Source organism: Isoptericola variabilis, assembly GCF_050311655.1.
GTDB classification, from domain to species: domain Bacteria; phylum Actinomycetota; class Actinomycetes; order Actinomycetales; family Cellulomonadaceae; genus Isoptericola; species Isoptericola variabilis.
The window spans coordinates 309,268-332,025 of the sequence record NZ_JBNOZM010000003.1; the positions used below are offsets into that span (position 1 = coordinate 309,268).

A 22,758-nucleotide genomic window follows, 5' to 3' on the forward strand; every position below is an offset into this window, starting at 1 on the left:
GCGGTGCCCGGGGACGCCGCGACTAGCGGTCGCGGTGTTCCCCCTGCTGGGGCAAGGTGCTTGATGCATCGGCGGCCACCGAGGAGGGCACCCAGTGAGCGAGGCGAGCGACGCGGCGGGCCCGAAGACCCGGAAACTGCCCCGGCCGACCCCTCGCGACGTCGTCTCCGGCTTCGTGACGGGCCTGTTCTCGATCCCGGAGGGCATGGCGTACGCGACGGTCGGCGGGTTCTCCGCGCCGATGGGCCTGTGGTCGGGCGCGGTGCCGACGATCGTCGGCTCGTTCTTCTCGCGCACGGTGCTCATGGTCACGACGCTCACCAGCGCCATCGCGCTGTCCGCGAAGAGCGTGCTCACGGACGCCGGGCTGGACCCGTCGGACCTGGGCTCGGTCGCCGCGCTCACGGTGATGGTGGGCCTGTGGATGGCGCTGCTGGGCGTGCTGCGGCTCGGGTCGGTGATGTCGTTCGTGTCGACGGCGGTGATGACGGGCTTCACCGCCGGCATCGCGGTGCAGATCGTGGCCGGGGTGGTGAAGGACGCGACCGGGTACGTGCCGCAGTCGCACAACACGGTGGGCAAGCTCGTCGAGGCGGTGGCGCACGTCGGCGACTGGGACGGCCCAACGGTCGCCGTCGCCGTCGCGACGGTCGCCGCGTGGGCGGCGCTGAGCCTGGTGCCGCGGCTGCGCAAGACGGCGACGCTGCTGGCGCTCGTCGTGGTCACGGTCGTCGTCGCGGTGCTCGGCACGGACGTCGAGCTGGTGTCCGACATCGCCGCCATCCCCCGGTCCCTGCCGCCGTTCACGCTGCCCGACGTCGGGGCCCTGCCCGACCTGGTGTCCGGCGGGTTCGCCATCGCGCTCATCGCGCTCGCGCAGGCGGCGGGCATCGGCGCGGCCGTGCCGAACCCCGACGGGTCGCGCACCAACGTCTCGAAGGACTTCACCGCGCAGGGCCTCGCCAACGTGGCCGGCGGGTTCTTCGGCGCCCTGCCGACCGGCGGGTCGCTGTCCCGCACGGGCGTCGCGACCAGCGGCGGCGCGCAGACCCGCTGGGCGGGCATCTTCTCCGGCGTCTGGCTGATCGTCATCGTGCTGGCCGTGGGCCCGCTGGCCGGCACCATCCCGATGGCCGTCATCGGCGGCCTGCTGCTCGTCATCGGCGGCGAGCTGGTGGTGGGCCGTTGGGCCGACATCGTGCTGGTCTTCCGCACGTCGTGGCTGTCCGCGACGGCGCTCGTGGTGACGTTCGCGGCCACCACGCAGCTGCCGCTGCAGCAGGCCATCTTCCTCGGCGCCGGCCTGTCGATCGTGCTGTTCGCGGTGCAGGCGGCCAAGCGCGGCAGGCTGGTGCAGCTCGTCCCGCGGGGCGACGGCGACTTCGGCGTCGAGGACCCGCCCGCCGTCCTGCCCAGCGGCCGCACCACCGTGCTGCACTACGTGGGCACCGGCTTCTTCGCCGAGGTGAACCGCCTCGAGGAGGAGTGGCCGCACACCGCCGACACGCGCGACGCCGGCCTCGTGATCTCGCTGCGCGGCTCCGCCGGCATCCCGTCGACGACGTTCCTCAAGTCGCTCGACCGGCTGCTGGACCGCTGGCACGCGCACGGGGTCGAGGTCGTCGTCTGCGGCGTCCCCGAGGAGCTGGCGCGCCGGTTCGCCACCGGCGGCGTCTCGTCGCGCCTCCAGGACGCCGTCGTGCCGCAGACCGACGTGCTGCTCGGCTCCGTGCGCGAGGCCTACGACCTCGCGGAGCGCCGGCGCACCCGCCGGGCGTCCGCCGACGGCTGAACCCTCGCCGCGCGCCGCATGGCAGGCGGTGCCATCGTGGCGCCATGCCTACCGCACCGAAGCCAGCCACGCCCACCATCGCTGCGCAGCAGCGGGCTCTGCTGAACAGCCTGCCGTTCTCCGACCGCCAGGACTTCGAGGACGCGACGCGTGGCCTCGTCGCCCGCCGATCGCCCAACGCTGTGCCGAACGGCGCGGGCGACGTCGTGTGGGACAACGACACGTACGCGTTCCTCGATGGCGACGCCCCGGACACCGTGAACCCCAGCCTGTGGCGGCAGTCGCAGCTCAACGCCGTCCAGGGCCTCTTCGAGGTGGTGCCCGGCATCTACCAGGTGCGCGGCATGGACCTGTCGAACACGTCGATCATCGAGGGCGACGAGGGCGTCATCGTCATCGACACCCTGCTCACGAAGGAGACCGGCGCGGCCGCGCTCGCGCTGTACCGCGAGCACCGCGGCGACCGCCCCGTCAAGGCGATCATCTACACGCACTCGCACGCCGACCACTTCGGCGGCACCAAGGGGTTCGTGTCCCAAGAAGACGTCGACTCCGGCAAGGTACGCATCTACGCCCCCGAGGGCTTCGTGGAGCACGCCGTCTCGGAGAACGTGTACGCGGGCGTCGCGATGAATCGTCGTGCGGCCTACATGTACGGGGCGGCGCTCGCCCGGGGACCCCAGGGCGGCGTCGGTGCCGGGCTGGGGCAGACGATCTCCACGGGCGAGGTCACGTTCATGCCCCCGACGGACACCATCTCGACGACGGGCCACGAGGAGGTCATCGACGGCGTCCGCTTCGTCTTCCAGATGGCGCCCGGCACCGAGGCGCCGTCCGAGATGCTCATCTACCTGCCCGACCACCAGGCGCTGTGCGCTGCCGAGGACGCCACGCACACGCTGCACAACCTGCTCACGCTGCGCGGCGCCGTCGTGCGCGACCCGCACGCGTGGTCGCGGTACCTCACGGAGTCGATCGACCTCTTCTCCGACGTCGAGGTCGTCTTCGCCTCGCACCACTGGCCCACCTGGGGGCACGACCGTGTCGTGAAGTACCTGCAGGACCAGCGGGACATCTACGCCTACCTGCACGACCAGACTCTCCGCCTGCTCAACAAGGGCCTCACCGGCCCGGAGATCGCGGAGGAGATCCAGCTCCCGCCTGCGCTGGAGAACGCCTGGAACGCCCGCGGCTACTACGGCTCCGTCAGCCACAACGTCAAGGCGATCTACCAGCGTTACCTCGGCTGGTTCGACGGCAACCCCGCCCACCTGTGGGAGCACACGCCCGTCGAGCGCGCCAAGCGGTACGCGAAGCTCGCCGGCGGGGTCGACGCGCTCGTCGCGAACGCGCGCGAGGCGTTCGACGCCGGCGACTTCCGGTGGGCTGCGGAGGCCGCGAACCACGCCGTCTTCGCCGAGCCCGCCCACGCCGCCGCCCGCGAGCTGCTCGCCGACACCTACGAGCAGCTCGGGTACGGCTCGGAGAACGGCACCTGGCGTGACTTCTACCTGTCCGGCGCGACCGAGCTGCGCGACGGCCAGTTCGGCACCCCGACCGAGACCAACGCGCCCGACGTCATCGCCAACCTGTCCCCCGAGATGCTCTTCGACGCCATCGCCATCCAGGTGAACGGCCCGCGGGCATGGGACGAGAACCTCACGATCGACGTCGTCGTGCCCGACACCGACCAGCGCTACCGGGTGCGGCTTGCCAACGGCGTCCTCACCTACAGCGCCGCGGAACAGCAGGGGGACGCCGACGCGACCATCAGCGCCCGTCGCGCCGCCCTGCCCGTGCTCGCTGCCGGCGACCCTGCCGCGCTCGCGGCCGCGGGCATCGAGATCTCCGGCGACGCCTCGGTTCTCGGCCGGCTCACCGCGGTCCTCGACCCCGGCGACAAGAACTTCGCCATCGTCACGCCGTGACGACGCCTCCCGGCCCGCTCAGCGCACGAGCGGGCGGGCCGGGAGCGCCCGGTCGACGGCGACGATGAGCAGTCCGAGGACGTAGAACGCGCCGCCGTAGATCACGAGGTTGAGCCCCAGCCCGGCCCATCCGAGGGCGTCCAGGTCGATGAACCCGTAGGGGTACTCGCTGCCCGGGCTGAGCTGCCCGCGCAGCAGGATCGCGCCGAAGTACAGCACCGGGAAGAGCATCCACAGGCCCGCGTCGCGCAGGCGGGCGCGACGGTGCGGGTCGAGCAGCAGGAAGTCCGCCACGACGGCGATCGGCAGCGCCCGGTGCTCCACCTGCCCGTCGGTGAGGCCGAGGAAGACGGCCGGCGCGTCCGGCGACTCCGGCTCGAGGACCAGCCACGCGACCAGCCCCGTGATGGCGGCGGCGAGCGTCACCAGGCCCTTCGCCCAGACGGGCGGCGGCTCCCGGCGCCACAGCGTCGTGACGGCGGCCCAGCCGAAGACCGCCACCGCCAGGAAGCTGGTGAGGTTGGTGAAGTAGACGAAGCCCTCGACGTCGCCGTCCCGCCAGATGGCGCGCGTGCCGACCAGGCCGAGCGCGACGACGAGGAGCCGGAACAGGCCCACGAGCACGAACATGGGCACAGTGAACCGCATCGGGCGGCGGTGCCCCGCCGCCGCCTCGGAGACCGCCGCCTCAGAAGACGAGGATCGCCACCAGCCCCGCGAGGCCGAGCAGGGCCGTGCCCGCGCACATGAGCACGATCCGCCGGCCGTGCCGCAGGCGCGGCTCGTCGGTGTCGAGGTGCCGGTGCGTGTGCCGGGCGTGGCGCTTCGCGAACCACCACAGCGGCGGCGTGAGTGCCAGCCCGACGGCTGCGGCGAGGAGGAACGACGTCGGGCCGTCCACGCCCGGCAGCGTCTGCCAGGCCACCGCGCACGCCGCCGTGAACGACAGCAGCGTGCGGCGCCACGCGAGCGCCGTCCGCTCGGCCTGGAGGCCCCGGTCGCGCTCGGGCCCGACGAGGGGCGGGGGACGGTCGGTCATGTCGGTCCGGTCATGTCCGTCAGTGCAGCAGCAGGGCGAGCAGCACGAGGATGCCCACGACGGTGATGGTCACGACCAGCACGAACCCGGTGATCGCGCCAGGGAGCGGGCCGTGCTCACGCATCGCCCGCTCCGAGCGGGCCCACTCGACCGCCGCCGCGACCGGCACGACGGCGCCCGCCACGAGCAGCACGATCGCGGACGTGAGGCGCAGGTGCGGCTCCATGGGCAGGTCCAGCGCCTCGAGCGCCGTGCCGCCGGCGATCAGCCCCAGGGCCGTTCGCAGCCACGCGAGGATCGTGCGCTCGTTGGCCAGCGAGAACCGCGGGTCGGGCTCCGTGCCCCTCTCGTACACCCACCGGGGGAAGCGTTCGCGGCTCACGAGGCCCGAGCCTATCCAGCGCGGGCGCGTCGGGCGCGGGCGCGACGGCGTCGGAGGCGGCGGCTAGCGTCGGGCGCATGACGTCGACCCTGCGCGCGGACTTCCTGGCCCTGCACCGCCCCGGCGACCCCCTCCTGCTGCCGAACGCGTGGGACGCCGGGTCCGCGCGGATCCTCGCCGCCCTGGGCTTCGCCGCGGTCGCGACGACGAGCAGCGGGTTCGCCGCGACGCTCGGCCGGCCCGACGGCGGGGCGACGCGGGACGAGACGCTCGCACACGCCGCCGCGCTGGCGTCCGCGGTCGACGTCCCGGTGAACGCGGACCTGGAGAACGGCTTCGCGGACTCCCCCGCCGACGTCGCCCGCACCATGGCCGGCGCCCGCGCGACCGGGCTCGCCGGGGGCTCCGTCGAGGACGCGACCGGCCGCGACGACGAACCCGTCTACGACCGCGCCCTCGCCGTCGAGCGCGTGGCCGCCGCGGCCGAGGCCGCCGGCGACCTGGTGCTCACCGCCCGCTGCGAGAACCACCTGTACGGCCGCGACGACCTCGCCGACACGATCGCGCGGCTGCAGGCCTACCAGGAGGCCGGCGCAGACGTGCTGTACGCGCCGGGGCTGCGCGACGCCGCCGCGGTCGCGACCGTGTGCCGGGAGGTGGACCGGCCCGTCAACGCGCTGCTCGTCGCGGGCGGGCCCACCCCTCAGGAGCTGGCCGACGCCGGCGTCGCGCGGATCTCCGTCGGCGGCACGTTCGCCTGGAACGCCCTGGCCGCGCTGGTCGACGCCGCCCGCGAGCTCCAGTCCGGCGACGTCGGGTTCCTCGACCGCACCGGCCCGGCGCGCGACGTCATGCCGCGGGCGTTCCGGGGCTGACGGCGCGACCGACTCAGCACGCCGCTCGGCGCCCGTGCGACTCACGGCACGAGCCGCTGGGTGATCACCGACTCCTCGCGCCCGTGCTGCACGCGCGCGAGCGCGCCGTTGACCAGTGCAAGGTACGGCGGCACGTGCCCGCACTCGACGTCGGCGAGCAGCGGGATCCCCAGGTCGCCGAGCGCGTCCCGGACGGCGTCGTCCTGGGTGAGCCCGTCCGCGTCCGGCGCGTGCGTGCGGCTCACCAGCACCGCGTTCGCGGCGTCGAACCAGCCTGCGTGCCGCATCGCCCACAGCGCCCGGGCGACCTCGAACGCGCCCCACTCCAGGACGTCGAGGTAGACGACCAGGCCCTCCGGCGCGTGCTCGGCCGCGAAGCGTGCGACGTCGCCGTACGGCGTGCCCGCGAGCAGCGACACCGTCTCCAGGCAGCCGCCGATCAGCCGGCCGGAGACGTCGACCGGCGCGGCCGGGTCCCCACCGTCGAGGCGCCGCCAGGCGCCCGCCGTGTCGAGGGTCCAGGTGCTGGCGTCCGGGTGTTGCTCCCAGTCGTCCCATCCCGACGCACGGAACCGGCGCGGCGACCGTTGCACCAGCGCCTCGCCCTGCTGCGCCGCCGCGGCGACCTCCCACCAGCCGAGGAGACCGTCCGGCACGTCGTACGGCGTGTCCATGAGGTTCTGGCCGTGCAGCGTCGCGACGCCGGTGCGCAGGGTCAGAGGTAGCTGGACCGTCGAGACGTCGGAGTACCCCACCAGCCACGTCGGGTCCGCGCCCAGCGCGTCCCAGTCGAGGCGGCCCAGCAGGTCGGTCGCGAGCTCCCCGCCCCACGGCGGCACGACGGCGCGCACCGCCGGGTCCGTGAGCATCGCGGTGAGCTCGGCGGCGCGCACGTCGGCCGGTGCACTGACGATCCCCCTCCCCGTGGGCGTCTCTCCGAGGCGTACGTCGTAGCCCTTGGCCCGCACGACGTCGACGGCATGGTGGAGCCGTGCGTGCAGCGGGGCCGCGACGCCCGACGACGGCGCGGTCACGCCGATCGCGTCGCCGGGACTGAGTGGACGCGGGTAGCGGATCGTCATGCCCGGACTGTGCCCTGCTGCGCCGTCCCGGACAAGGCGATTTCCGGTGGCGACCGGTTGTCCACAGGTCGGTATCGGTCCTGGTCGCGGGGTTCGGGTGGACGCTAGGATCGAACTAGTGTTCGAACAAGGAGGTCGTGACTCGACGGCGAGGAGGTGACAGGCGTGTCCACGACAACATCCACGGCGATGCCCGTGACGGCGCCCGACGACGCTCTCGACGACCCGCCGGTCGTCACCACTCCGTGGGACGACCTCTTGTCCCCGGCCGGACCGACGACGGTGCACGACGTCTCGGCCGCGCTCGACGACCTCGCCCACCTCCAGGCACGGATCGACGCCCTGGAGGGCGAGAAGCTCCTCACCGTGGAGCGCGCCCGTCGCGCGGCCGTGCGGTGCAAGCCCGACCTGCTCGCCGGCGAACAGCTGCGCGTGCAGCGCGCCGGCACGGCGAGGCAGCACGAGCTGGCCCGGCGGGCGTTCGTCGCGGACGTCGCGACCACGTTGCGCGTCTCCGAGCGACAGGCGGACCACCTCGTCGAGACGGCGCGGACCCTGACGTCGTCCGGGTCCGCCACCCTGGCCGAGCTGTGCCGTGGCCGGATCGGGTCCCGTCAGGCCACCGCGATGGCCGACGTGCTCGCCGAGCTCCCCGACGCCCAGGCGCGGGCAGCCGTGCAGGCCGACGCGCTCCCGCGGGCCGCGACGGCCACGCCGGCCCAGTTCCGTTCCTTCCTGCGCCGGGCCCGTGACCGGGCACACCCCGAGCCCTTCACCGTGCGGCACGCGAGGGTTGCGGCCAAGCGCGGGGTGTTCGTCGACCCCGCCCCAGACGGCATGGCCTGGCTCAGCGCCTACCTCCCCGCCACCACCGCCCACGCCGCCCACGACCGCCTCAGCACCGCCGCCCGGACCGCCCGCGACGCCGGTGACCCGCGCACGCTCGCCCAGCTCCGCGCCGACACCCTCGCCGCACTCCTGCTCGCCGGCGCCGAGGGCGACGTCGCGGATGACCTCGCCGGCGAGCACGTCCCGGACCTCGCCGACCACGCGCGCCGGATCACGCCACGCGTTCAGGTCACGGTCCCGGTGATGGCGCTGCTCGGCCGCACCGCCGACCCCGCCGAGCTGACGGGTCACGGCGCGATCGACCCCGAGACCGCGGCAGCCCTCACGGCCCAGGCACCCTCGATGCGCCGGCTGTTGGTCGACCCGATCACCGGGGAGCTGCTGTCCGCCGACCCCGACACCTACACCGTTCCCGCAGCCCTGCGCGCCTACCTCCAGGCCCGCGACGGCAGCTGCCGCTTCCCCGGCTGCACCCGCCCGGCACCCCGCTGCGACGTCGACCACACCCTCGCGTGGGCCGGCGGCGGACGGACGACCGCGGACAACCTCGCACATCTGTGCCGCCGGCACCATAAACTCGGCTTATGGCATACAAGGAGAAGGGGCCTCAGCAGCCGCGCCGCGCGGCCATCTACGGGCGGCAGAGCAAGGACAACGCCGACGGCATCGACCGCCAGGTGCGGCGCTGCACGGCGCTGATCGAGGCGCGCGGGTGGACCCTCGTGGACACCTACGTGGACGACGACACCAGCGCGTCCAAGCCGCGCGGGAAGGGCACGCGCTGGGCGGCGATGCTTGCCGACGCCGAGGCCGGGCGCGTGGACCTCGTGGTGGCCGTGGACCTGGACCGGCTGCTGCGCTCCACGCGCGACTTGAACACCCTGATCGACGCCGGGCTGATGACCGTCACGGTGGATGGGGAGATTGACCTGAGCACGGCCGACGGCGAGTTCCGCGCCACGATGCTGGCGGGCATCGCTCGGTTCGAGGTGCGGCGCAAGGGTGAGCGTCAGCGCCGCGCCAACGAGCAGATGGCCGAGCGGGGGCAGCCCATCTACCGGGGCCGCCGGTTCGGCTACCAGCACGGCAACAAGAAGTTGGACGAGACTGAGGCGCGCCTGATCCGCGAGGCCTACGACGCCATCATGAACGGCGGCTCCCAGTCCGGCGTGGCCCGCGAGTGGACCCGGATCGGGGCGCGCACGGAACGCGGCGGGCAGTGGAGCGCACAGCGCGTGAACCAGGTGCTGAGGAACCCTGTCTACGCGGGCCTGGGCACCTACAGAGGCGAGTTGACCGGCGTCGCGGGCGACTGGGAGGCGGTCTTCACCGAGGACGAGTGGCGGGCGTTCATGGCGGTCACGGACAAGCGCCGTACCGGCCCGCGCACGGGCAAGGCCGTGGCGTCGCTGCTGACCGGGCTGGCCCGCTGCGGCCGGTGCGCGGCCGTAGGCGAGGACGTAACCGTGGTGGGGGGCCGCAACAACCGCAACACCCCCACCTACCGGTGCAGCGTGCACCCCCACCTGGCGCGAGGCCGCGCCCCCATCGATGCCCTCGTGGTGGAGACCATCGTGGAGCGCCTGAGCCGCCCCGACGCCGTGGCCCTCGTGGAGGACACCGAGCGTGTGGAGCGGCTGCGCGAGGTGCGCGGCGAGGCTGCCATCGTGCGCGCCCGGCTGGACGAAATCGCCGTCCTGTTCGGTGACGGGGACATGACCCCGGCCCAGTTCAAGGCCGCCAGCAACACCGCCCGCGAGAAGTTGACCACCCTGGAGGCTCAGCAGGTGGCGCTGGCGGGCGGCAACGTGCTGGCGGGCCTGGTCGGTGCCCCCGACGTGCGCGCGGCCTGGGACGGGCTGGACATTGACCGCCAGCGGGCCATCGTGGCGCGGCTGCTGCACGTCACGATCAACCCCACCGGGCCGGGCAACCGGCGCACGTTCCAGCCCGAGACCATCGCGCTGGTCTGGCGCGACGGCGAGGACGCATAGCAGCCCGCCAAGTCGTGAGCGTTCTGCCGTTGACTCTGGCGATGACTCACGTAATGTGGCCCCCACCACAGCCCCACCGTTGACCCCAACGGTTGGGGGGTGGGCCTCGCCGGACGGCGGCGACCGAGGTTCGAGCCCTCGGGAGGCACGTAGATGGGTGAGGTGCAGATGAGCCACCTCGGGACGGCCGCCATGTAGTGCCGTGTCCCGGCTGACTCATGCCCCCTGTCTACGGCCCACAACCGTGGTCCGACGTCCTGGACCAACGGGGAGTGAGCCCGATGAGTCGCACCACCACCCTGCCCGAGCCCTACTGGAGCGTGGCGGACACCGCCCACGCTGGCCAGGTCAACCACATGACCGTGCGCCGGGCCATCGACCGGGGAGACCTCCCCGCCTACCGGATCGGGCGCGTGCTGCGCATCCGGCCCGAGGACGCCCAGGCCTGGATCACCGCCAAGCCCGCCACCCCTTCCGGCGGTGCCAACGACGGGGGCGCGGCCTGATGCTGGACGCCCAGACCCTGGCCCGCATCCATGAAGCCGCCGTGCGCAAGGCCGACGAAGCCCCACCCCTGACGCCGCACCAGCAGGCCGTCATCAAGGCGATGTTCTCCGGGCAGTCCATCGTGGCTGCCCGCCCCGCCACGACGTCGGCCACCACGTCGGCCCCCGCGAACGGGGGTGACCACTCGTGACGCGCAAGGAAGCCCCCGGCGCGCGAACGCCGGGGGCCGAAGACCAGAACGTCACCCGCCGAGGCAGCCGGACTAGTCGTGTCCAGGCTACCGAGGCGACCCGGCCGCGCACAGCCTTGGAGGAAGCGATCCTGCATCCCGGTGCGGCGAGGGCCTGCCCGCACTGCGGGGCGCGGCCCGAGGCCATGAACCGCGCCGACCGCCGCCTGGCCGCCCGGCAGAGCATCAACGCCCCGGCGGGCATCTACAGGCACGCACGGGGCTGCACGGCGGCACACGTCGGCCCTGACGCATTCGGCCCGCCGACCGGGCCACGACGGGCTGGGGGTGGTCGGTCATGACGACGACCGAGACGACGATGGACAAGGCCATCTGCACCGTCTGTGGCGAGGTGTTGGACCGGCTCGCGCGGCTGATCGGCAAGGGCTACCACGAGCACTGCGAATCGGCCGCCCAAGCCATGCGCAAGAGCGAGGCCGCCGAGCGGTTGGTGGAGTTCCTGAGGACCAGCAAGCGGGCGACGGGGAATGGCATCACGACCAACGTGAAGGGGAAGCGGGCATGGCTGCTGGGCGTCGTTGGTGAACTGGTGGACGCCGGGGTGGTGCGCCGCGAGGATGGCCCGCGCGGGGCGTTCGTCCACCACCTGACCGACGACCACGCCGAGCGGTTCGAGCAGTGGCGCGCGGCCGTGCTGGCCGTGGTCCCCGATCCCCACCACCTCGAGGCCCAGCCCCACCTCGAGGTGGAGCCCGTGTCCGACGACGGCGCCAAGCCGAGCGACCTGGCCCGCTTCCTCCAGGCCTGCGGCTACCGCGACGGCGACCGGGTGGCCCTGTGCACGATGCCCCCCGGCGAGGCGTTCAACGTCACCTGGGTGACGCCCGCCGAACTGCTGGCGCGGGACCTGTCCGACCAGGCCGACACCTGGCTGAGCGTCAACGCCTTCCGGGCGGGGGTGACCTCGCGCACCTCGGCCAACGTGTCGGGGGTCATCGCGTTCCCGGCCGACCTGGACGTGGGCGGGACGGGCAAGCACCTGCCGACCTGGGAGGCGGCCCACGCGGTCAAGGATGAGGTGTCCGGGCGTCTCGGCGGCGCTCAGCCCGCCGTCGTGGTGTTCAGCGGGCACGGGCTCCAGCCCCGCTGGCGCGTGGACGACGGGGGCGACGTCGCCCGAGCCCAAGCCCTAGGACGCGCGTTCGCCCGCCTCGTGGCCGGGGTGGCCGAGCGGCACGGCGGCACGGTCGATACCGTCTCGGACGCCGCGCGCGTCATGCGCGTCCCTGGGACGTGGAACGTCGGCAAGGGCGAGCCGATGGCCGTCATGCTGCTGGACGCCGTCGAGCCCGACGAGACCGACGTCCTGACGCTAGACGACGTGGAGGACCGCCTGACGGCGGCCGGGGTGCGCGTCGTGGCCGAGGACCACGATGCCGTGGGCGAGGTGGTCACCCCGCCGAGCAAGTGGCCCGAGGGGCTGGCCAAGCCGTGCCGCTACGTGGCCCGCATGATCGACGCCTGGGCCACCGACACCCCGCCCGGTCGGCACCCATGGCTGCTCTCGCAGATGATCCGGCTCGCGTGCGCCCGGCGCCTGGGGTGCCTGAACGACGACACCTGGGCTGAGGCTCAGCGCACCCTCGTCGCCAGGTTCGCCTGGCTGCTGGAGAACACCGAGCCCCGCCGCGCCCCGGCGCTCGGGGAGGTGGCCGGGGCAGCCGACTATGCCGTGCGCAAAGCCTCGGAGAAGACCGAGGACGAGGCGGCCGGGGAACTGGGCAAGCACCTGCCGCACGGCCCTGGCCCGGACGACGAGGCGTTGATGGCCGGACTGATGGCCACCAACCCCCCTACCGTGCCCGCCCTCGCTGACGTGACGGCGGGCGCGGTAGACCGGCCAGGCGACGCTGGCGAGGCTGACGAGTTGTTCTGGACCGCAAGGCCTGAGTTGGACCACATCAGGCAGGCTGCTCGGGCCAGGCGGGCGGGGCCGTGGGCCGTGCTCAGCATCGTGCTGGCGCGTGTCGTCGCGCTCATCCCGCCGTCGGTAGTACTGCCCGACCAACTGGGCGACCACGCTTCCCTCAACCTCATGGCGGTGATCGTGGCGCCATCGGGTGGGGGCAAGGGCGCCGCCAACGGCGTGGCCCGTCGGCTACTGCCCCTGCCCGCGCCTGAGTTCGAGCAGCCCATCGGGTCGGGCGAGGGTCTGGTGAAGTCGCTCACCGAGAAGTACAGGGACATGGACACTGACGGCAAGCCCGTGGGGCCGTCCCAGCGGCGCCCCCACGGGCTCGGCCGTCTCGTGAACGTGGCCGAGGTCGATGCTCTCGTGGCGGTTGGCATGGACCGCAGGGGCGCCACGATCATGGCCATGCTGCGCTCGGTGTTCTCGGGTGAGCAGTTGGGCTTCATGAACGCCGACGACGAACGCCGCATCGTCGTCAATGACCACGGCTACCGGGTGTGCCTCGTCATCGGCGCGCAACCCGCGCGCTGCGGGCCGATCCTGAACGACGCCGACGGCGGCACGCCCCAACGGCTGGCCTGGATGCCCGCCAAGGACCCCGGCGCGCCCGACGTGCAGCCCGCCTGGCCGGGACCGCTGGGCTGGCGCGTGCCCGCGCTGCCCCCGCTGCCGCCCTACGACCCCGCAGCAGCCGGGCGACGGCCCATGACGGTACCGCCCTCGGTCCAGGACGAGATTGATGCCGTACGCCTCCCCGTCGTGCGAGGGGATGCGGACGTGGACCCGTTGGCCAGCCACCGTGCCCTGGTGCGGTTGAAGTACGCGGCGGCCCTCGCGCTGCTTGCGGGCCGCGTGGACGTGCGCGAGGACGACTGGGCACTGGCGGGCCACATCCTGCGCGTCTCCAACGTCACCCTCCAGGACGTGCTGGCCGTCCAGGCGCGCGAGGTGGCCAAGAAGGGCGAGGCCCACGCCCGCCAGCACGCGCGCAACGCCGTGGCCGTGGAGGACGCCAAGGCCAACCGGGACAGGAAGCGCGTGGCGGCCCGTGTGCTGAAGATCGTCACGGCCGCCGCGTCAGCGGGCATCACCGGCGGCCCTCTGAAGAGGCAACTGCCGGGCAGGGACCGCTATCTGGTGGACGAGGTCGTGGAGTCCCTCGTGAGCCTGGGCCAGATAGAGGCCGCCGAGACGACGAACAAGGGTGCTCGCGGGGTGCGCTACTGGGCCGCCGGGCGCGAGGGGCTGAGGTGGCCGCCGTAGGGGTGGACAGGGTGGACAAGTGTCCACCCCTACGACGCGCGAACCCCGTACGTACGAGTCCATGCTTTCTCTCTCACCTGGGGTTTTACCCCCGCAGGTTTGAACCGCAGAGAGCCATAGGGGTGGACAACTGTCCACCCTGTCCACCCCTATGGGGTGTCGGTGTCCCCCGCTAGGTTGCCCTCACGACGCGCACCAGGACGCGCACGACGGTGGAGGGGCCAGATGCCGCAGGACTACGACGTGGAATGGGCCGCTAATCGGCTGGAGTGGTGGATCATCACAGCCGAGGGACTGCTTGCGACCAAGCCCACTACCTCAAGCGGCCTCATCAAGGAAAGGCACACCTCCCCCCTCCGCGAGCGCGAGGACCAGACCTCCCAGATCGTCGCCCGAGTCATGGGCCAGAAGTCCTTGCCTAACCTCATCCTCATCGTTGGGGGGAGCGGGTACGCGGAGATCACTTCAGGCCTGGCCACAGTGAAGATCGCACTGGGGAAGGTCAGGACCGAGGCCGAGACTCGGGAGCACCTCGGTACCAGCGCCCCGGCGATGGCGGCCGACTCACTGCACCCGACGGTCTGGGCGGCGGCGTCCCCGCTGTGGTCCAGCGAGCACTACCGCCAGGCCGTGCAGACGGCCGCCACGGTCCTGAACGCCGACGTCCAGAAGCGCGTTGGTCGCCGCGACGTTTCGGACCAGAGCCTCATGACCGAGGTGTTCCGCGACGGCGCGCCCCAGCCGGGCAAGCCCCGCCTGCGCTGGCCCGGTGAGGACACCGACCAGACCGTGAAGGCCATGCGCGACGGCATCCGGGCTTTCGCTCAGGGGTGCTTCATGGCTATCAGGAACCCCAGCACGCACGGCACCGACGAGATGCCCCGGCAAGAGGCGTTCGAGCAGTTGGCCAGCCTGTCCACGTTGGCGCGATGGATCGATCAGTGCCAACTCCTCCCGCATGAGGACGACGCCCAGTCTTAGCCGCCGGTCGGGCCTAGCCGTCCCCCGCAGCGCCGGGGCTGCACGACTTTCTCTCTGCGGTGTTCGGACATCCGAAACCCTCGCTATTCCGCTCGGCTACCTGGACAATCGCGGGTATGGGAACCAGGGGTTGGACCACGAGGCGGCGGGCGCTGGCGAGGCTGGCCCCGTTCCTGAGCCGCGAGGACGTCGAGGCCGCCGCGCACGCGCTTGCCACCGAGGTCGGCCTGGAGGTCACGGGCGTGGAGGTGGTGACGGTGCAGCAGGTGCACGAACTGGACGGCGACGAGGACGTGGTGCACGAGGTCCCGCACGACGTGGAGCCCGTGCCCGACGTGGCCGGGCGCCCCACGCCGCTGGCGCCCCTGACCGGCGACGCCCACCAGATCCCCGAGGCCCACCCCGAGCCCGACAAGGTCGATGCCGACGAGCGCGACGCCGAGGCCGAGCGCGAGGCTCAGCGCGCCCTGGCCGAACGTCGCCGCGCGGTGCTGGCCGAGACCGAGGCTGCCCTGGCCAAGGGCCGCCAGTGGGACGAACTGGTGGCGGGCCGATGACGACGACGAACAGCTACCCCACCACCCCCGATGAGCGGGCCGCGCTCGCGCGCGGCGTGCACGACCACCTGCCCGAGGACCGCCGCGTGCAGATCCGTCAGGACGACCTGGAACGTCTCGCGGAAGGGCTGCCCAACCAGTTCACGGCAGACGAGACGGCCGCCGCGCTGCTGCGCTGGACCGCGCCGGACGACCTCGCCGACGTGCCCTGGACGGCCTCCAGGGCAGGCTACGACGCCGTGGTGGCCGCCCGTGCCCGGCGCGAGGAACCACGCGGGGTGTTTGAGGCCTACAGCCCGCGCTCCAGGATCGTGACCGGCAACGTCATGCCCGACTTTGCAGTCTCCCAGCACGACGGCCACACCGTGACCCACGTCGGCCCGGTGGACGTGGTGTCCCTGGACGTGGCCGAGGTCCCGGTGCACTGGGCGCACGAGACCGGCGTGCGGTGCGGCGCCCTCGTCGGCATCGAACGGCGCGACGAGGGGCTGAAGGTCTGGCTAGCGCTGGCCGAGGGCGAACTGGAGGACCGAATCTTGGCGTTGACGGACCTCGGCCGGGTCGGCCTCAGCGCCGGATTCAACGCCCTGATGACCACGCCGGAGGTCGGCGCCATCGTCGGCCAGCGACGCGCCCAGGGCATGCGGCTAGGCGAGGTGAGCCTGACCGAGACCCCGGCGTTCGGCATGGACGAGACCGGCGTCAAGCGCGTCGCGGACGTGCCCCGGTTCGCCTCCGAGGCGCTACGCCGCGAGCGCCACGACGAGCACGAGGTACGCGCCCTTGAGGCCGGAATACGCGCACGGGGCAGGGCCGCCAGCCAGGTACAGACGCGCTACTACCCCCAGCGCCCGCGTGCACGTCCGGTAGCCCTGAGACCACGGTGACCCCGGCTGGGTCAATCCCACCTGGCGGCGGCGAGTCGGCCAGGGTCACCGCGCCCCACCCCCTCGTCGTGGAGCACCACCCCCACCTCAGGCACGAGGGCACCCCCTGCCCAGCAGCAGATACCCCCACCCCTGAGCAAGGGCCCCCGGCCTACAGGCCCCCCGCCTGCGGTACGCCCCGGCCCCTCAGGCGCCCCATAGCCCCACCAGGCCCAGGGGTGGCAGGGCCAGGGCTCCAGGCCCGCACAGACACGCACGTGCACGTCGCGGTCAGGGCTGAGCAGCAGCACGACCAGCAGCACCACGAGGGCCGAGCCGCCAGCCCAGCGAGACCGAGGCTCACGGCTCAGTCGTAGCGCCGAGCACGAAGACGACCACGAGGTGGTCACGACCAGCGCGTGGTGGTGCTGAGCGTCGTGACGGCCCGATGCAGATGCATCACAGCGACGCGCACGAACACCAACGAGTTGGAGCCCGGCGATTCGTCACGGCGCGCGCCGCCGTCGCCACAGGCCCCCCACGTTTTTTGAGCGCGGCCGGTCGGGTGACCCCGTGCCAGTCTTTTTCTCTGTGCGGGCAAAGGAAAGGTCAAGCATTCGGGCCGAGCCTAGCCGGGGCGTCCAGGCGCTGGCCGATGGCCACGGATCAGGTCCGGGGCGTCCCCGGGCACCAAGGACTAGCGCTTCTTGGCGTCCCGCTTCGACGGGGGCGTGATCACGATCCGCTTTGACGGCGCCGCCGACGCCCGAAGCGTCGTTGTGCTGGAAGATCCAACCTTGCGCGCGCCAACGGCTGCACCCTGGCCGGACCGGTAGACGTTGGTCCCGGCGTTGTTGAGCATCACTAGCGCACCTCCTGGGGTGGATTGAGCCGAGTGTCGAAGTAGTGCTTGCGCTTGACCCACTTGAACCCCTCGTGCTTGGTGATCGTAGCAATCTCGATGGGGCCGCCAACAGTGGGGTTACCAGGGCAAAATCGGACGAACTGGATGGTGGCGTAGACCAGGAACTCGGCCAGGTCGATGGCGTCCTGGATGGGCATGGCCGGGGGAATCATCTGCGGAGCAACCTGAGCACGGACAGCGTTGTAGAACGGCACCACCTCGTCCGGCGAGATGCCAACGTTGACCATCGCGGGGAGCGCGTCGAGGCTCATCCCGCCGACGATGCGAGCGATGGCCTCGGGCTGCCCCCACCACATCGCGCCGGTGTCGTCCACCAAGTGCTCGGTCACCTGGTCGCCGCCGTCCTCGCCGAGGCTGACCGTGAAGACGTGCGGATCGTCCGAGTCGCACGAGTATCCCGCCGTGAGGAAGCCGAGGACGCGCCCCTGTTCCTCTGGGGTCGCAGGCTCCGCCCCGTGAACAGGGACGTACTTGTCCCACAGGAAGTCCCGCACGCGGTCTGCCACATGTTCGATCGTGTAGTCGCTGGGGTCGATCCGCCACTCGGGCCGCTTCGATGACTCGCCATGGAATGCGCGGCGGACGTCCTTGGCGAGGGTCGCGATCGACGCAGGCCCGACGTTACCGAGCCCCCAGGTCATTGCCCCGATCGGCAGCCCCTTGTGCAGGTTGAACACCTTGTTGGCGTTGTTGTAGATGTTCATCACCTGCAGCGAGCCGTCCGGCCCCACGCTGCCCATGGTGGTGGCACTATCAGCGGCCAGGACGACACCGTCGTTGACCTTGATCACGAGCGCGATGGTCACGCCGCCATCATGGCCGACCACTCGACCGAGAGTCTGCAGGCCACGCCCGCGCACCGGGTGAATAGTCACCCGTGGGAGCACCGATGTTGTAAGACGCGCACACCGCATCACGTGATGAAGCACGAGACACGATGGCAGTCACGACAGGAGCCCGACGGCACCCTCGTCTGGACGTCACCCACCGGCCGGACGTCCCGCGACCCCGTCGCCGATCCCGTCGACCTCACCGGCCGCGACCTGGTCCCACCTGAGCTACCAGACCCACCCGAGCCGCCAGACCCGCTGCCCGACCCCGGCGACCCACCGTTCTGAGCCGCTCGGCCCATCCGCTCACCCTTCGGAGAGGGGCGCTCCGTCGTCACTCGCCTCTGTGGCCACGTCCGCGCCGCGTTGATCCGCAGCAGGGTGGTTGCCGCTGCGGGCTCAGAGCATCCCGCGCTCTCGGGCGACGGCGGCGGCCTCGGTGCGGGACTGGGTGCCCAGCTTGGTGTTGATGTGCGCCAGGTGGGACTTCACGGTGGCGACGGAGACGAAGAGCTCGCGCGCGATGGCGTCGTTGGACCGGCCGGCGGTGACGAGGCGCAGCACCTCGAGCTCGCGGGCGCTCAGGGTCTCGCCCGGCGACCGCATGCGGCCGAGGAGCCGGCGCTGGACGTCGGCGCCAAGGGTGACCTCGCCGGCGGCGGCGGAACGGATGGCGCGGGCCAGCTCCTCGGTGGGCGCGTCCTTGAGCAGGTAGCCCGTGGCGCCGGCTTCGATGGCGGCGAGGATGTCGGCGTCGGTGCCGTAGGTGGTCACGACGAGCACCGGCGTCGCATGCCGGTGCACCACGGTGCCGGTCGCCTCGGCGCCCCCGAGCCGGGTCCGCCCGGGGCCGGCGTCGCCGAACCGCAGGTCGAGCAGGACGACGTCGGCCCGCCCGCCGTCGTCGAGCCAGGCGAGGAGGTCCTCGGCGGTGCCGGTCTCGTGCACGACGCGCATGTCCGGCTGCCCGTCGACCACGGCCCGCAGCCCGGCGCGCACGACCGGGTGGTCGTCGGCGAGCACGACGTCGATCATGGCTCCTCCACGGGCAGCGTCACCGCGAGGGCGGTTCCCGCGCCCGGCGACGTCTCGAGCGTGACGGTGCCACCCAGCTCGCGCGCCCGCGACCGGACCGAGGGCAGCCCGAAGCCGCGCCCGGGCGCGCCCGTGGCGAGCTCGGGGTCGAAGCCTCGGCCGTCGTCCACGACGTCGAGGGTGACGGTGTCCTGCTCGTAGGTGAGCGTGAGCCGGGCGCGGTCGGCGCCCGAGTGCTGTGCCACGTTGGCGAGCGCGGACTGGGCGATGCGCAGCAGCGCGGTCTCGACGGGCACGGGCAGGGGGCGGACGTCGCCGGCGGTGTGCACGGACACGTCGAGCGGCTGCCGTTCGGCCACGCGGCGCAGCGCGGCGACGAGGGTGGTGCGGTCGAGGTCGGGCGGCGTGAGGTCCTGCACGACGCGGCGTGCCTCGGCGAGGCTGTCGCGGGCTGCGCCGCGCGCCTGGCCGACGAGGTCGTGGGCCCGCTCGTCGTCGGTGCCGACGGCGTCGTCGGCGGCCCGCAGCAGCAGCTCGATCGCGGACAGCGACTGGGCCAGGGTGTCGTGGATGTCGCGGGCCAGGCGGGCGCGCTCGTCGGTGACGGCCCGGTCCCGCTCGGCCTGGGCGAGGTGCTGGCGCACCTGGGTGAGCTCGTCGACGGTCCGCTGCCGCGTCTGGGACTCGCGGACGAACGCCTCGATCCCCAGCACGACCCCCACGGCGACGGCGCCGCCGAGCACGGGCCCGAGCACGAAGCCGGTCCAGGGGTCGTCGGCGTCGGCCTGCACGAGGAGCCCCTCGGCGACGGCGAGCGCCGTCGTCACGGCCACCGCGATGACGCCGCGGTGCGGCCCGAGCACGTGCATCTGCAGGATCATCAGCGGGAACGCGAGCCACAGTGCCGCCGGCGAGAGCCAGAGCAGCACCACCCACGGGAGTACGAGGGCGGCGATCCACGCCGTGTCGGGCCACCAGGCGCCGCGCGGGGTGTCGACGGCCCGGTCGTGCACCCGCACGGCCCGGCGTCCGGCGACGTAGACGGCGACGAGCGCCGCCGCGACGACGGCCGCCGCCCACGCCCGCCCCGGCGGGGCCTGCACCACGGCGACGACGGCGAGCGCCGCGAGCAGGACATCGAGCCCCAGGATGAGGGCGCGCGTCGCCGACGGCTGGGGGTGGATCACCCGATCCACGGTAGCGGCGCGGGCCGCCGGCGCATCGTCCGAAAGGTGGAACGGGCGGGCCATCCTTCGGCGCCGCAGGATCACCCCGGGTCCCGATGATCGCGGGCGCCCCGACGCGGAGGCTGGAGGCAGTCCGGAACACCCGTCCTGTGGAGGTCATCCCCGTGTTCGTCGCCCTGCGCGATCTGAAGCATGCCCGCGGCCGCTTCGTCCTCATGTCCGTGGTGATCGTGCTGATCACGTTCCTCGTCACGTTCCTCGCGTCGCTCACGGCGGGCCTGGCCCGCGAGTCGACGTCGGCCGTCACGGACCTGCCCGCCGACCACCTGGCGTTCTCCATGCCCGCCGCCGGCGACTCCCCCGAGTTCACGGCGTCGCGCGTGACGAGCGACCAGTGGGAGGGCTGGGCCGACGCGCCGGGCGTGGAGTCCGCCGAGCCGCTGGGCCTCGCGACGACGCGCGCCGGCTCGGACAGCACGACGGCGTCCGTCACGGCGCTCGGGGTCGGGGAGGGCTCGGGCCTCGTGCCGGGCGGGCAGGACGTCGAGCCGGGCACGATCGTGCTCACTCCCGCCGCGGCGGACGCCCTCGGCGCGAGCGCGGGCGACACGGTCACGCTCGGCGGCGCCGACCTCACGGTCGCGGCCACGGTCGACGCCGACGAGTCGTTCTCGCACACCCCCGTCGTGTGGACGACGCTCGACGACTGGCAGGCGGTCGGCGCGCGCGGCGCGGGTGGGGGCGACGACGTCGCGACCGTCGTCGCGCTCACGACGACCGACGACGCGGACGACGCGGACGACACCACCCTCGCGGACACCGACGCCGCGCTCGGCACGACGACGGTCACGACGTCGGGTGCTCGCTCGGCGGTGGCGTCGTTCGTCGGGGAGAACACCTCGCTCTCGACGATGCAGGCGTTCCTGCTGGTCATCTCCGCTCTGGTGGTGGGCGCGTTCTTCACCGTGTGGACCATCGGCCGGTCGGGGGACGTCGCGGTGCTCAAGGCGCTGGGCGCCTCGACCCGCTACCTGCTGCGCGACGCGCTCGGGCAGGCGGCGGTGCTGCTGGTCGGCGGCGTTGCGGTGGGCACCGGCCTCACGGTCGCGGGGGCGGCGCTGCTGCCCGACGTCGTCCCGGTGGTCGTGACGACCGCGACGACGCTCGTGCCCGCCGCGGCGCTCGTGGTGCTCGGCCTGGCCGGCGCCGCCGTCTCGATCGCCCGCATCACCCGGATCGACCCGCACGCCGCGCTCGCGGCCCGCTGACCCGCCGACAGGCAGACCACCCAGGAGGATCCCGATGGACCTGCACCTCGACCACATCACGCTCGTCTACCCCGACGGCGACGGCACGCTCACCGCCGTGGACGACGTCGACCTCGCCGTCCCGGCGGGCACGACGACCGCGCTGCTCGGCCCGTCAGGCGCCGGCAAGTCCAGCCTGCTGGCTGTGGCCGCCGGGCTGACCAACCCGACCCGCGGCACGGTCCGCTTCGGCGACGACGTCGTCTTCACCCCCGCCACGAGCGTCGCCGACGCGACCCGAGCCCGCCTGGACCGGATCGGCATGGTGTTCCAGTCGCCGCAGCTGCTGGGTTCGCTCACCGCGCTGGAGCAGCTGGAGCTGCACGCGCACCTGCGCGGCCGGCGCCCGTCGACCGTCCGCGCCCGGGCGATGGAGCTGTTGGACGCCGTCGGCGTCGCCGACCACGCGCGCAAGCGGCCCGCGCAGCTGTCGGGCGGGCAGCGCCAGCGCGTCGCGATCGCGCGCGCCCTGGTCGGCCGGCCGCAGGTGCTGCTGGTCGACGAGCCGACGTCGGCCATCGACCACGAGCGCGGCACCCGAGTGGTCGAGCTGATCACGGGCCTGGCCCGCGAGACGGGCGCGGCCACGCTGCTGGTGTCGCACGACGCGTCCACCCTGGCCAGCGTGGACGCGACGGTCCGGATGCTCGACGCCCGCCTCGAGCGGGTCGCCGAGCCGGTCTAGCAGCTGGGGCAGGGCTCCGGGGTGCGCCGCGGACGGCGGGCGAGGCGTGCGGCGTCGACGGCCTCCGCGATCCGTTCGCCCCACGTCGCGCGCCGCAGCCGCACGCGGAAGGTGCCCGCGGCGGCGACGTCGGACGTCACGGCGCCGACCTTCTCCGGCGTGCACCGGCCGTACTTCGCGAGGTAGGCGTCGTCGAGCAGCCCGTGCAGCTCCGGGGCCACCTCGGCGAGCACCACCGGGTGGCGGACGCCGTCCAGCTGCAGGTGCGCGCGGCCGGTGGCGCCGGGCGCCGCGCCCGGCGCCGCACGCACGTACAGGTCGTGACCCAGCTGCACCACCCAGCCGCGCCACGGCCGGCCGGGTTCGCGCGGAAGGACCACCTGCACGGCGGTCGCGGCCTCGAGGGCCTCGAGGACGTCGAGCTCGTGGAGGAAGGCGGTGGCGCGCGTCAGGAGGGTCACGACGGGTCGAACAGTGACCTGGGCCACGCGTATTCCGCGCGGGCGCAGGTC

At 73.1% G+C, this 22,758-nt stretch carries 21 protein-coding genes; 13 read left to right on the plus strand and 8 right to left on the minus strand.

Features of this window, described 5'->3' with window-relative positions; translation table 11 throughout:
* Positions 1-94 precede the first annotated feature (94 nt).
* Together ACQP60_RS08565 and ACQP60_RS08570 are read left to right on the plus strand one after the other, a co-directional pair.
* Positions 95-1,792 carry a SulP family inorganic anion transporter gene (locus ACQP60_RS08565; protein WP_429730720.1) on the plus strand — a complete coding sequence of 566 codons (1,698 nt, stop codon included), beginning with the start codon at positions 95-97 and terminating at the stop codon, positions 1,790-1,792.
* 44 nt (positions 1,793-1,836) lie between these two features.
* Positions 1,837-3,720, plus strand: a complete 1,884-nt coding sequence (locus ACQP60_RS08570) for an alkyl/aryl-sulfatase (RefSeq protein WP_429730723.1) — start codon at positions 1,837-1,839, stop codon at positions 3,718-3,720.
* Positions 3,721-3,738: 18 nt separating this feature from the next.
* Here ACQP60_RS08570 and ACQP60_RS08575 read toward each other — a convergent pair whose 3' ends face one another.
* The 3 genes from ACQP60_RS08575 to ACQP60_RS08585 are packed head-to-tail and all read right to left on the minus strand — an operon-like array spanning position 3,739 to position 5,141.
* Positions 3,739-4,350, minus strand: a complete 612-nt coding sequence (locus ACQP60_RS08575; RefSeq protein WP_429730726.1) for a Pr6Pr family membrane protein — start codon at positions 4,348-4,350, stop codon at positions 3,739-3,741.
* A gap of 58 nt (positions 4,351-4,408) precedes the next feature.
* Positions 4,409-4,759, minus strand: coding sequence for a DUF202 domain-containing protein (locus tag ACQP60_RS08580; protein ID WP_429730729.1), 351 nt, complete (start codon positions 4,757-4,759; stop codon positions 4,409-4,411).
* A gap of 19 nt (positions 4,760-4,778) precedes the next feature.
* Positions 4,779-5,141 carry a YidH family protein gene (locus ACQP60_RS08585; RefSeq protein WP_429730731.1) on the minus strand — a complete coding sequence of 121 codons (363 nt, stop codon included), beginning with the start codon at positions 5,139-5,141 and terminating at the stop codon, positions 4,779-4,781.
* Between the two features lie 77 nt (positions 5,142-5,218).
* Between ACQP60_RS08585 and ACQP60_RS08590 the strand changes: the two genes are divergently transcribed.
* The gene (locus ACQP60_RS08590; protein WP_429730734.1) at positions 5,219-6,016 is read left to right on the plus strand and encodes an isocitrate lyase/PEP mutase family protein; all 798 of its coding nucleotides are present in this window, start codon (positions 5,219-5,221) and stop codon (positions 6,014-6,016) included.
* Positions 6,017-6,057: 41 nt separating this feature from the next.
* On the opposite strand, the gene ACQP60_RS08595 is transcribed toward ACQP60_RS08590, so the two are convergent.
* The gene (locus ACQP60_RS08595; protein ID WP_429730737.1) at positions 6,058-7,098 is read right to left on the minus strand and encodes a S66 family peptidase; all 1,041 of its coding nucleotides are present in this window, start codon (positions 7,096-7,098) and stop codon (positions 6,058-6,060) included.
* A gap of 165 nt (positions 7,099-7,263) precedes the next feature.
* Between ACQP60_RS08595 and ACQP60_RS08600 the strand changes: the two genes are divergently transcribed.
* The 8 genes from ACQP60_RS08600 to ACQP60_RS08635 all read left to right on the plus strand — a co-directional run bounded on the left by ACQP60_RS08600 (position 7,264) and on the right by ACQP60_RS08635 (position 16,298).
* Positions 7,264-8,646, plus strand: a complete 1,383-nt coding sequence (locus tag ACQP60_RS08600) for an HNH endonuclease signature motif containing protein (protein ID WP_429730740.1) — start codon at positions 7,264-7,266, stop codon at positions 8,644-8,646.
* Positions 8,532-9,941, plus strand: a complete 1,410-nt coding sequence (locus ACQP60_RS08605) for a recombinase family protein (protein WP_429730742.1) — start codon at positions 8,532-8,534, stop codon at positions 9,939-9,941. Before ACQP60_RS08600 ends, ACQP60_RS08605 begins: the two co-directional genes overlap by 115 nt.
* Positions 9,942-10,222: 281 nt before the next feature.
* Entirely contained in the window at positions 10,223-10,447 is a 225-nt protein-coding gene (locus ACQP60_RS08610) for a helix-turn-helix domain-containing protein (protein WP_429730744.1), read from the plus strand.
* On the plus strand, positions 10,447-10,638 hold the full coding sequence (locus ACQP60_RS08615) for a hypothetical protein (protein ID WP_429730747.1): 192 nt from the start codon (positions 10,447-10,449) through the stop codon (positions 10,636-10,638). Before ACQP60_RS08610 ends, ACQP60_RS08615 begins: the two co-directional genes overlap by 1 nt.
* A 337-nt stretch (positions 10,639-10,975) precedes the next feature.
* Positions 10,976-13,873, plus strand: coding sequence for a hypothetical protein (locus ACQP60_RS08620; protein ID WP_429730750.1), 2,898 nt, complete (start codon positions 10,976-10,978; stop codon positions 13,871-13,873).
* Positions 13,874-14,098: 225 nt separating this feature from the next.
* The gene (locus ACQP60_RS08625; protein ID WP_429730753.1) at positions 14,099-14,854 is read left to right on the plus strand and encodes a TIGR02391 family protein; all 756 of its coding nucleotides are present in this window, start codon (positions 14,099-14,101) and stop codon (positions 14,852-14,854) included.
* Between the two features lie 116 nt (positions 14,855-14,970).
* Positions 14,971-15,411, plus strand: coding sequence for a hypothetical protein (locus tag ACQP60_RS08630; protein WP_429730755.1), 441 nt, complete (start codon positions 14,971-14,973; stop codon positions 15,409-15,411).
* Positions 15,408-16,298 carry a hypothetical protein gene (locus ACQP60_RS08635; RefSeq protein WP_429730758.1) on the plus strand — a complete coding sequence of 297 codons (891 nt, stop codon included), beginning with the start codon at positions 15,408-15,410 and terminating at the stop codon, positions 16,296-16,298. The genes ACQP60_RS08630 and ACQP60_RS08635 overlap by 4 nt, the downstream gene beginning before the upstream one ends.
* Before the next feature lie 843 nt (positions 16,299-17,141).
* Here the strand turns inward: ACQP60_RS08635 and ACQP60_RS08640 are convergent.
* The 3 genes from ACQP60_RS08640 to ACQP60_RS08650 all read right to left on the minus strand — a co-directional run bounded on the left by ACQP60_RS08640 (position 17,142) and on the right by ACQP60_RS08650 (position 20,254).
* On the minus strand, positions 17,142-18,008 hold the full coding sequence (locus ACQP60_RS08640) for an Ntn hydrolase family protein (RefSeq protein ID WP_429730760.1): 867 nt from the start codon (positions 18,006-18,008) through the stop codon (positions 17,142-17,144).
* Between the two features lie 423 nt (positions 18,009-18,431).
* Positions 18,432-19,067 (minus strand): LuxR C-terminal-related transcriptional regulator, encoded by a 636-nt coding sequence (locus tag ACQP60_RS08645; RefSeq protein ID WP_429730762.1) that lies wholly within the window; start codon positions 19,065-19,067, stop codon positions 18,432-18,434.
* On the minus strand, positions 19,064-20,254 hold the full coding sequence (locus tag ACQP60_RS08650) for a sensor histidine kinase (protein WP_429730765.1): 1,191 nt from the start codon (positions 20,252-20,254) through the stop codon (positions 19,064-19,066). The genes ACQP60_RS08645 and ACQP60_RS08650 overlap by 4 nt, the downstream gene beginning before the upstream one ends.
* 149 nt (positions 20,255-20,403) lie before the next feature.
* Here ACQP60_RS08650 and ACQP60_RS08655 point away from each other — a divergent pair, with 149 nt between their 5' ends.
* Together ACQP60_RS08655 and ACQP60_RS08660 are read left to right on the plus strand one after the other, a co-directional pair.
* Positions 20,404-21,522: an FtsX-like permease family protein gene (locus ACQP60_RS08655; protein WP_429730768.1), complete on the plus strand. Its 1,119-nt coding sequence runs from the start codon at positions 20,404-20,406 to the stop codon at positions 21,520-21,522.
* Positions 21,523-21,556: 34 nt separating this feature from the next.
* Positions 21,557-22,246 (plus strand): ABC transporter ATP-binding protein, encoded by a 690-nt coding sequence (locus ACQP60_RS08660; RefSeq protein ID WP_429730771.1) that lies wholly within the window; start codon positions 21,557-21,559, stop codon positions 22,244-22,246.
* Here ACQP60_RS08660 and ACQP60_RS08665 read toward each other — a convergent pair.
* On the minus strand, positions 22,243-22,707 hold the full coding sequence (locus ACQP60_RS08665; RefSeq protein WP_429730775.1) for a DUF2255 family protein: 465 nt from the start codon (positions 22,705-22,707) through the stop codon (positions 22,243-22,245). The two genes, ACQP60_RS08660 and ACQP60_RS08665, sit on opposite strands and share 4 nt — an antisense overlap.
* Positions 22,708-22,758: the final 51 nt, after the last annotated feature.

Bases quoted from the DNA above. Each gene is read 5' to 3' on its own strand.
- ACQP60_RS08570 (WP_429730723.1), top strand. From the start codon at position 1,837: ATGCCTACCGCACCGAAGCCAGCCACGCCCACCATCGCTGCGCAGCAG.
- ACQP60_RS08575 (WP_429730726.1), bottom strand. From the start codon at position 4,350: ATGTTCGTGCTCGTGGGCCTGTTCCGGCTCCTCGTCGTCGCGCTCGGC.
- ACQP60_RS08580 (WP_429730729.1), bottom strand. From the start codon at position 4,759: ATGACCGACCGTCCCCCGCCCCTCGTCGGGCCCGAGCGCGACCGGGGC.
- ACQP60_RS08590 (WP_429730734.1), top strand. From the start codon at position 5,219: ATGACGTCGACCCTGCGCGCGGACTTCCTGGCCCTGCACCGCCCCGGC.
- ACQP60_RS08595 (WP_429730737.1), bottom strand. From the start codon at position 7,098: ATGACGATCCGCTACCCGCGTCCACTCAGTCCCGGCGACGCGATCGGC.
- ACQP60_RS08605 (WP_429730742.1), top strand. From the start codon at position 8,532: ATGGCATACAAGGAGAAGGGGCCTCAGCAGCCGCGCCGCGCGGCCATC.
- ACQP60_RS08610 (WP_429730744.1), top strand. From the start codon at position 10,223: ATGAGTCGCACCACCACCCTGCCCGAGCCCTACTGGAGCGTGGCGGAC.
- ACQP60_RS08615 (WP_429730747.1), top strand. From the start codon at position 10,447: ATGCTGGACGCCCAGACCCTGGCCCGCATCCATGAAGCCGCCGTGCGC.
- ACQP60_RS08620 (WP_429730750.1), top strand. From the start codon at position 10,976: ATGACGACGACCGAGACGACGATGGACAAGGCCATCTGCACCGTCTGT.
- ACQP60_RS08625 (WP_429730753.1), top strand. From the start codon at position 14,099: ATGCCGCAGGACTACGACGTGGAATGGGCCGCTAATCGGCTGGAGTGG.
- ACQP60_RS08630 (WP_429730755.1), top strand. From the start codon at position 14,971: ATGGGAACCAGGGGTTGGACCACGAGGCGGCGGGCGCTGGCGAGGCTG.
- ACQP60_RS08635 (WP_429730758.1), top strand. From the start codon at position 15,408: ATGACGACGACGAACAGCTACCCCACCACCCCCGATGAGCGGGCCGCG.
- ACQP60_RS08645 (WP_429730762.1), bottom strand. From the start codon at position 19,067: ATGATCGACGTCGTGCTCGCCGACGACCACCCGGTCGTGCGCGCCGGG.
- ACQP60_RS08660 (WP_429730771.1), top strand. From the start codon at position 21,557: ATGGACCTGCACCTCGACCACATCACGCTCGTCTACCCCGACGGCGAC.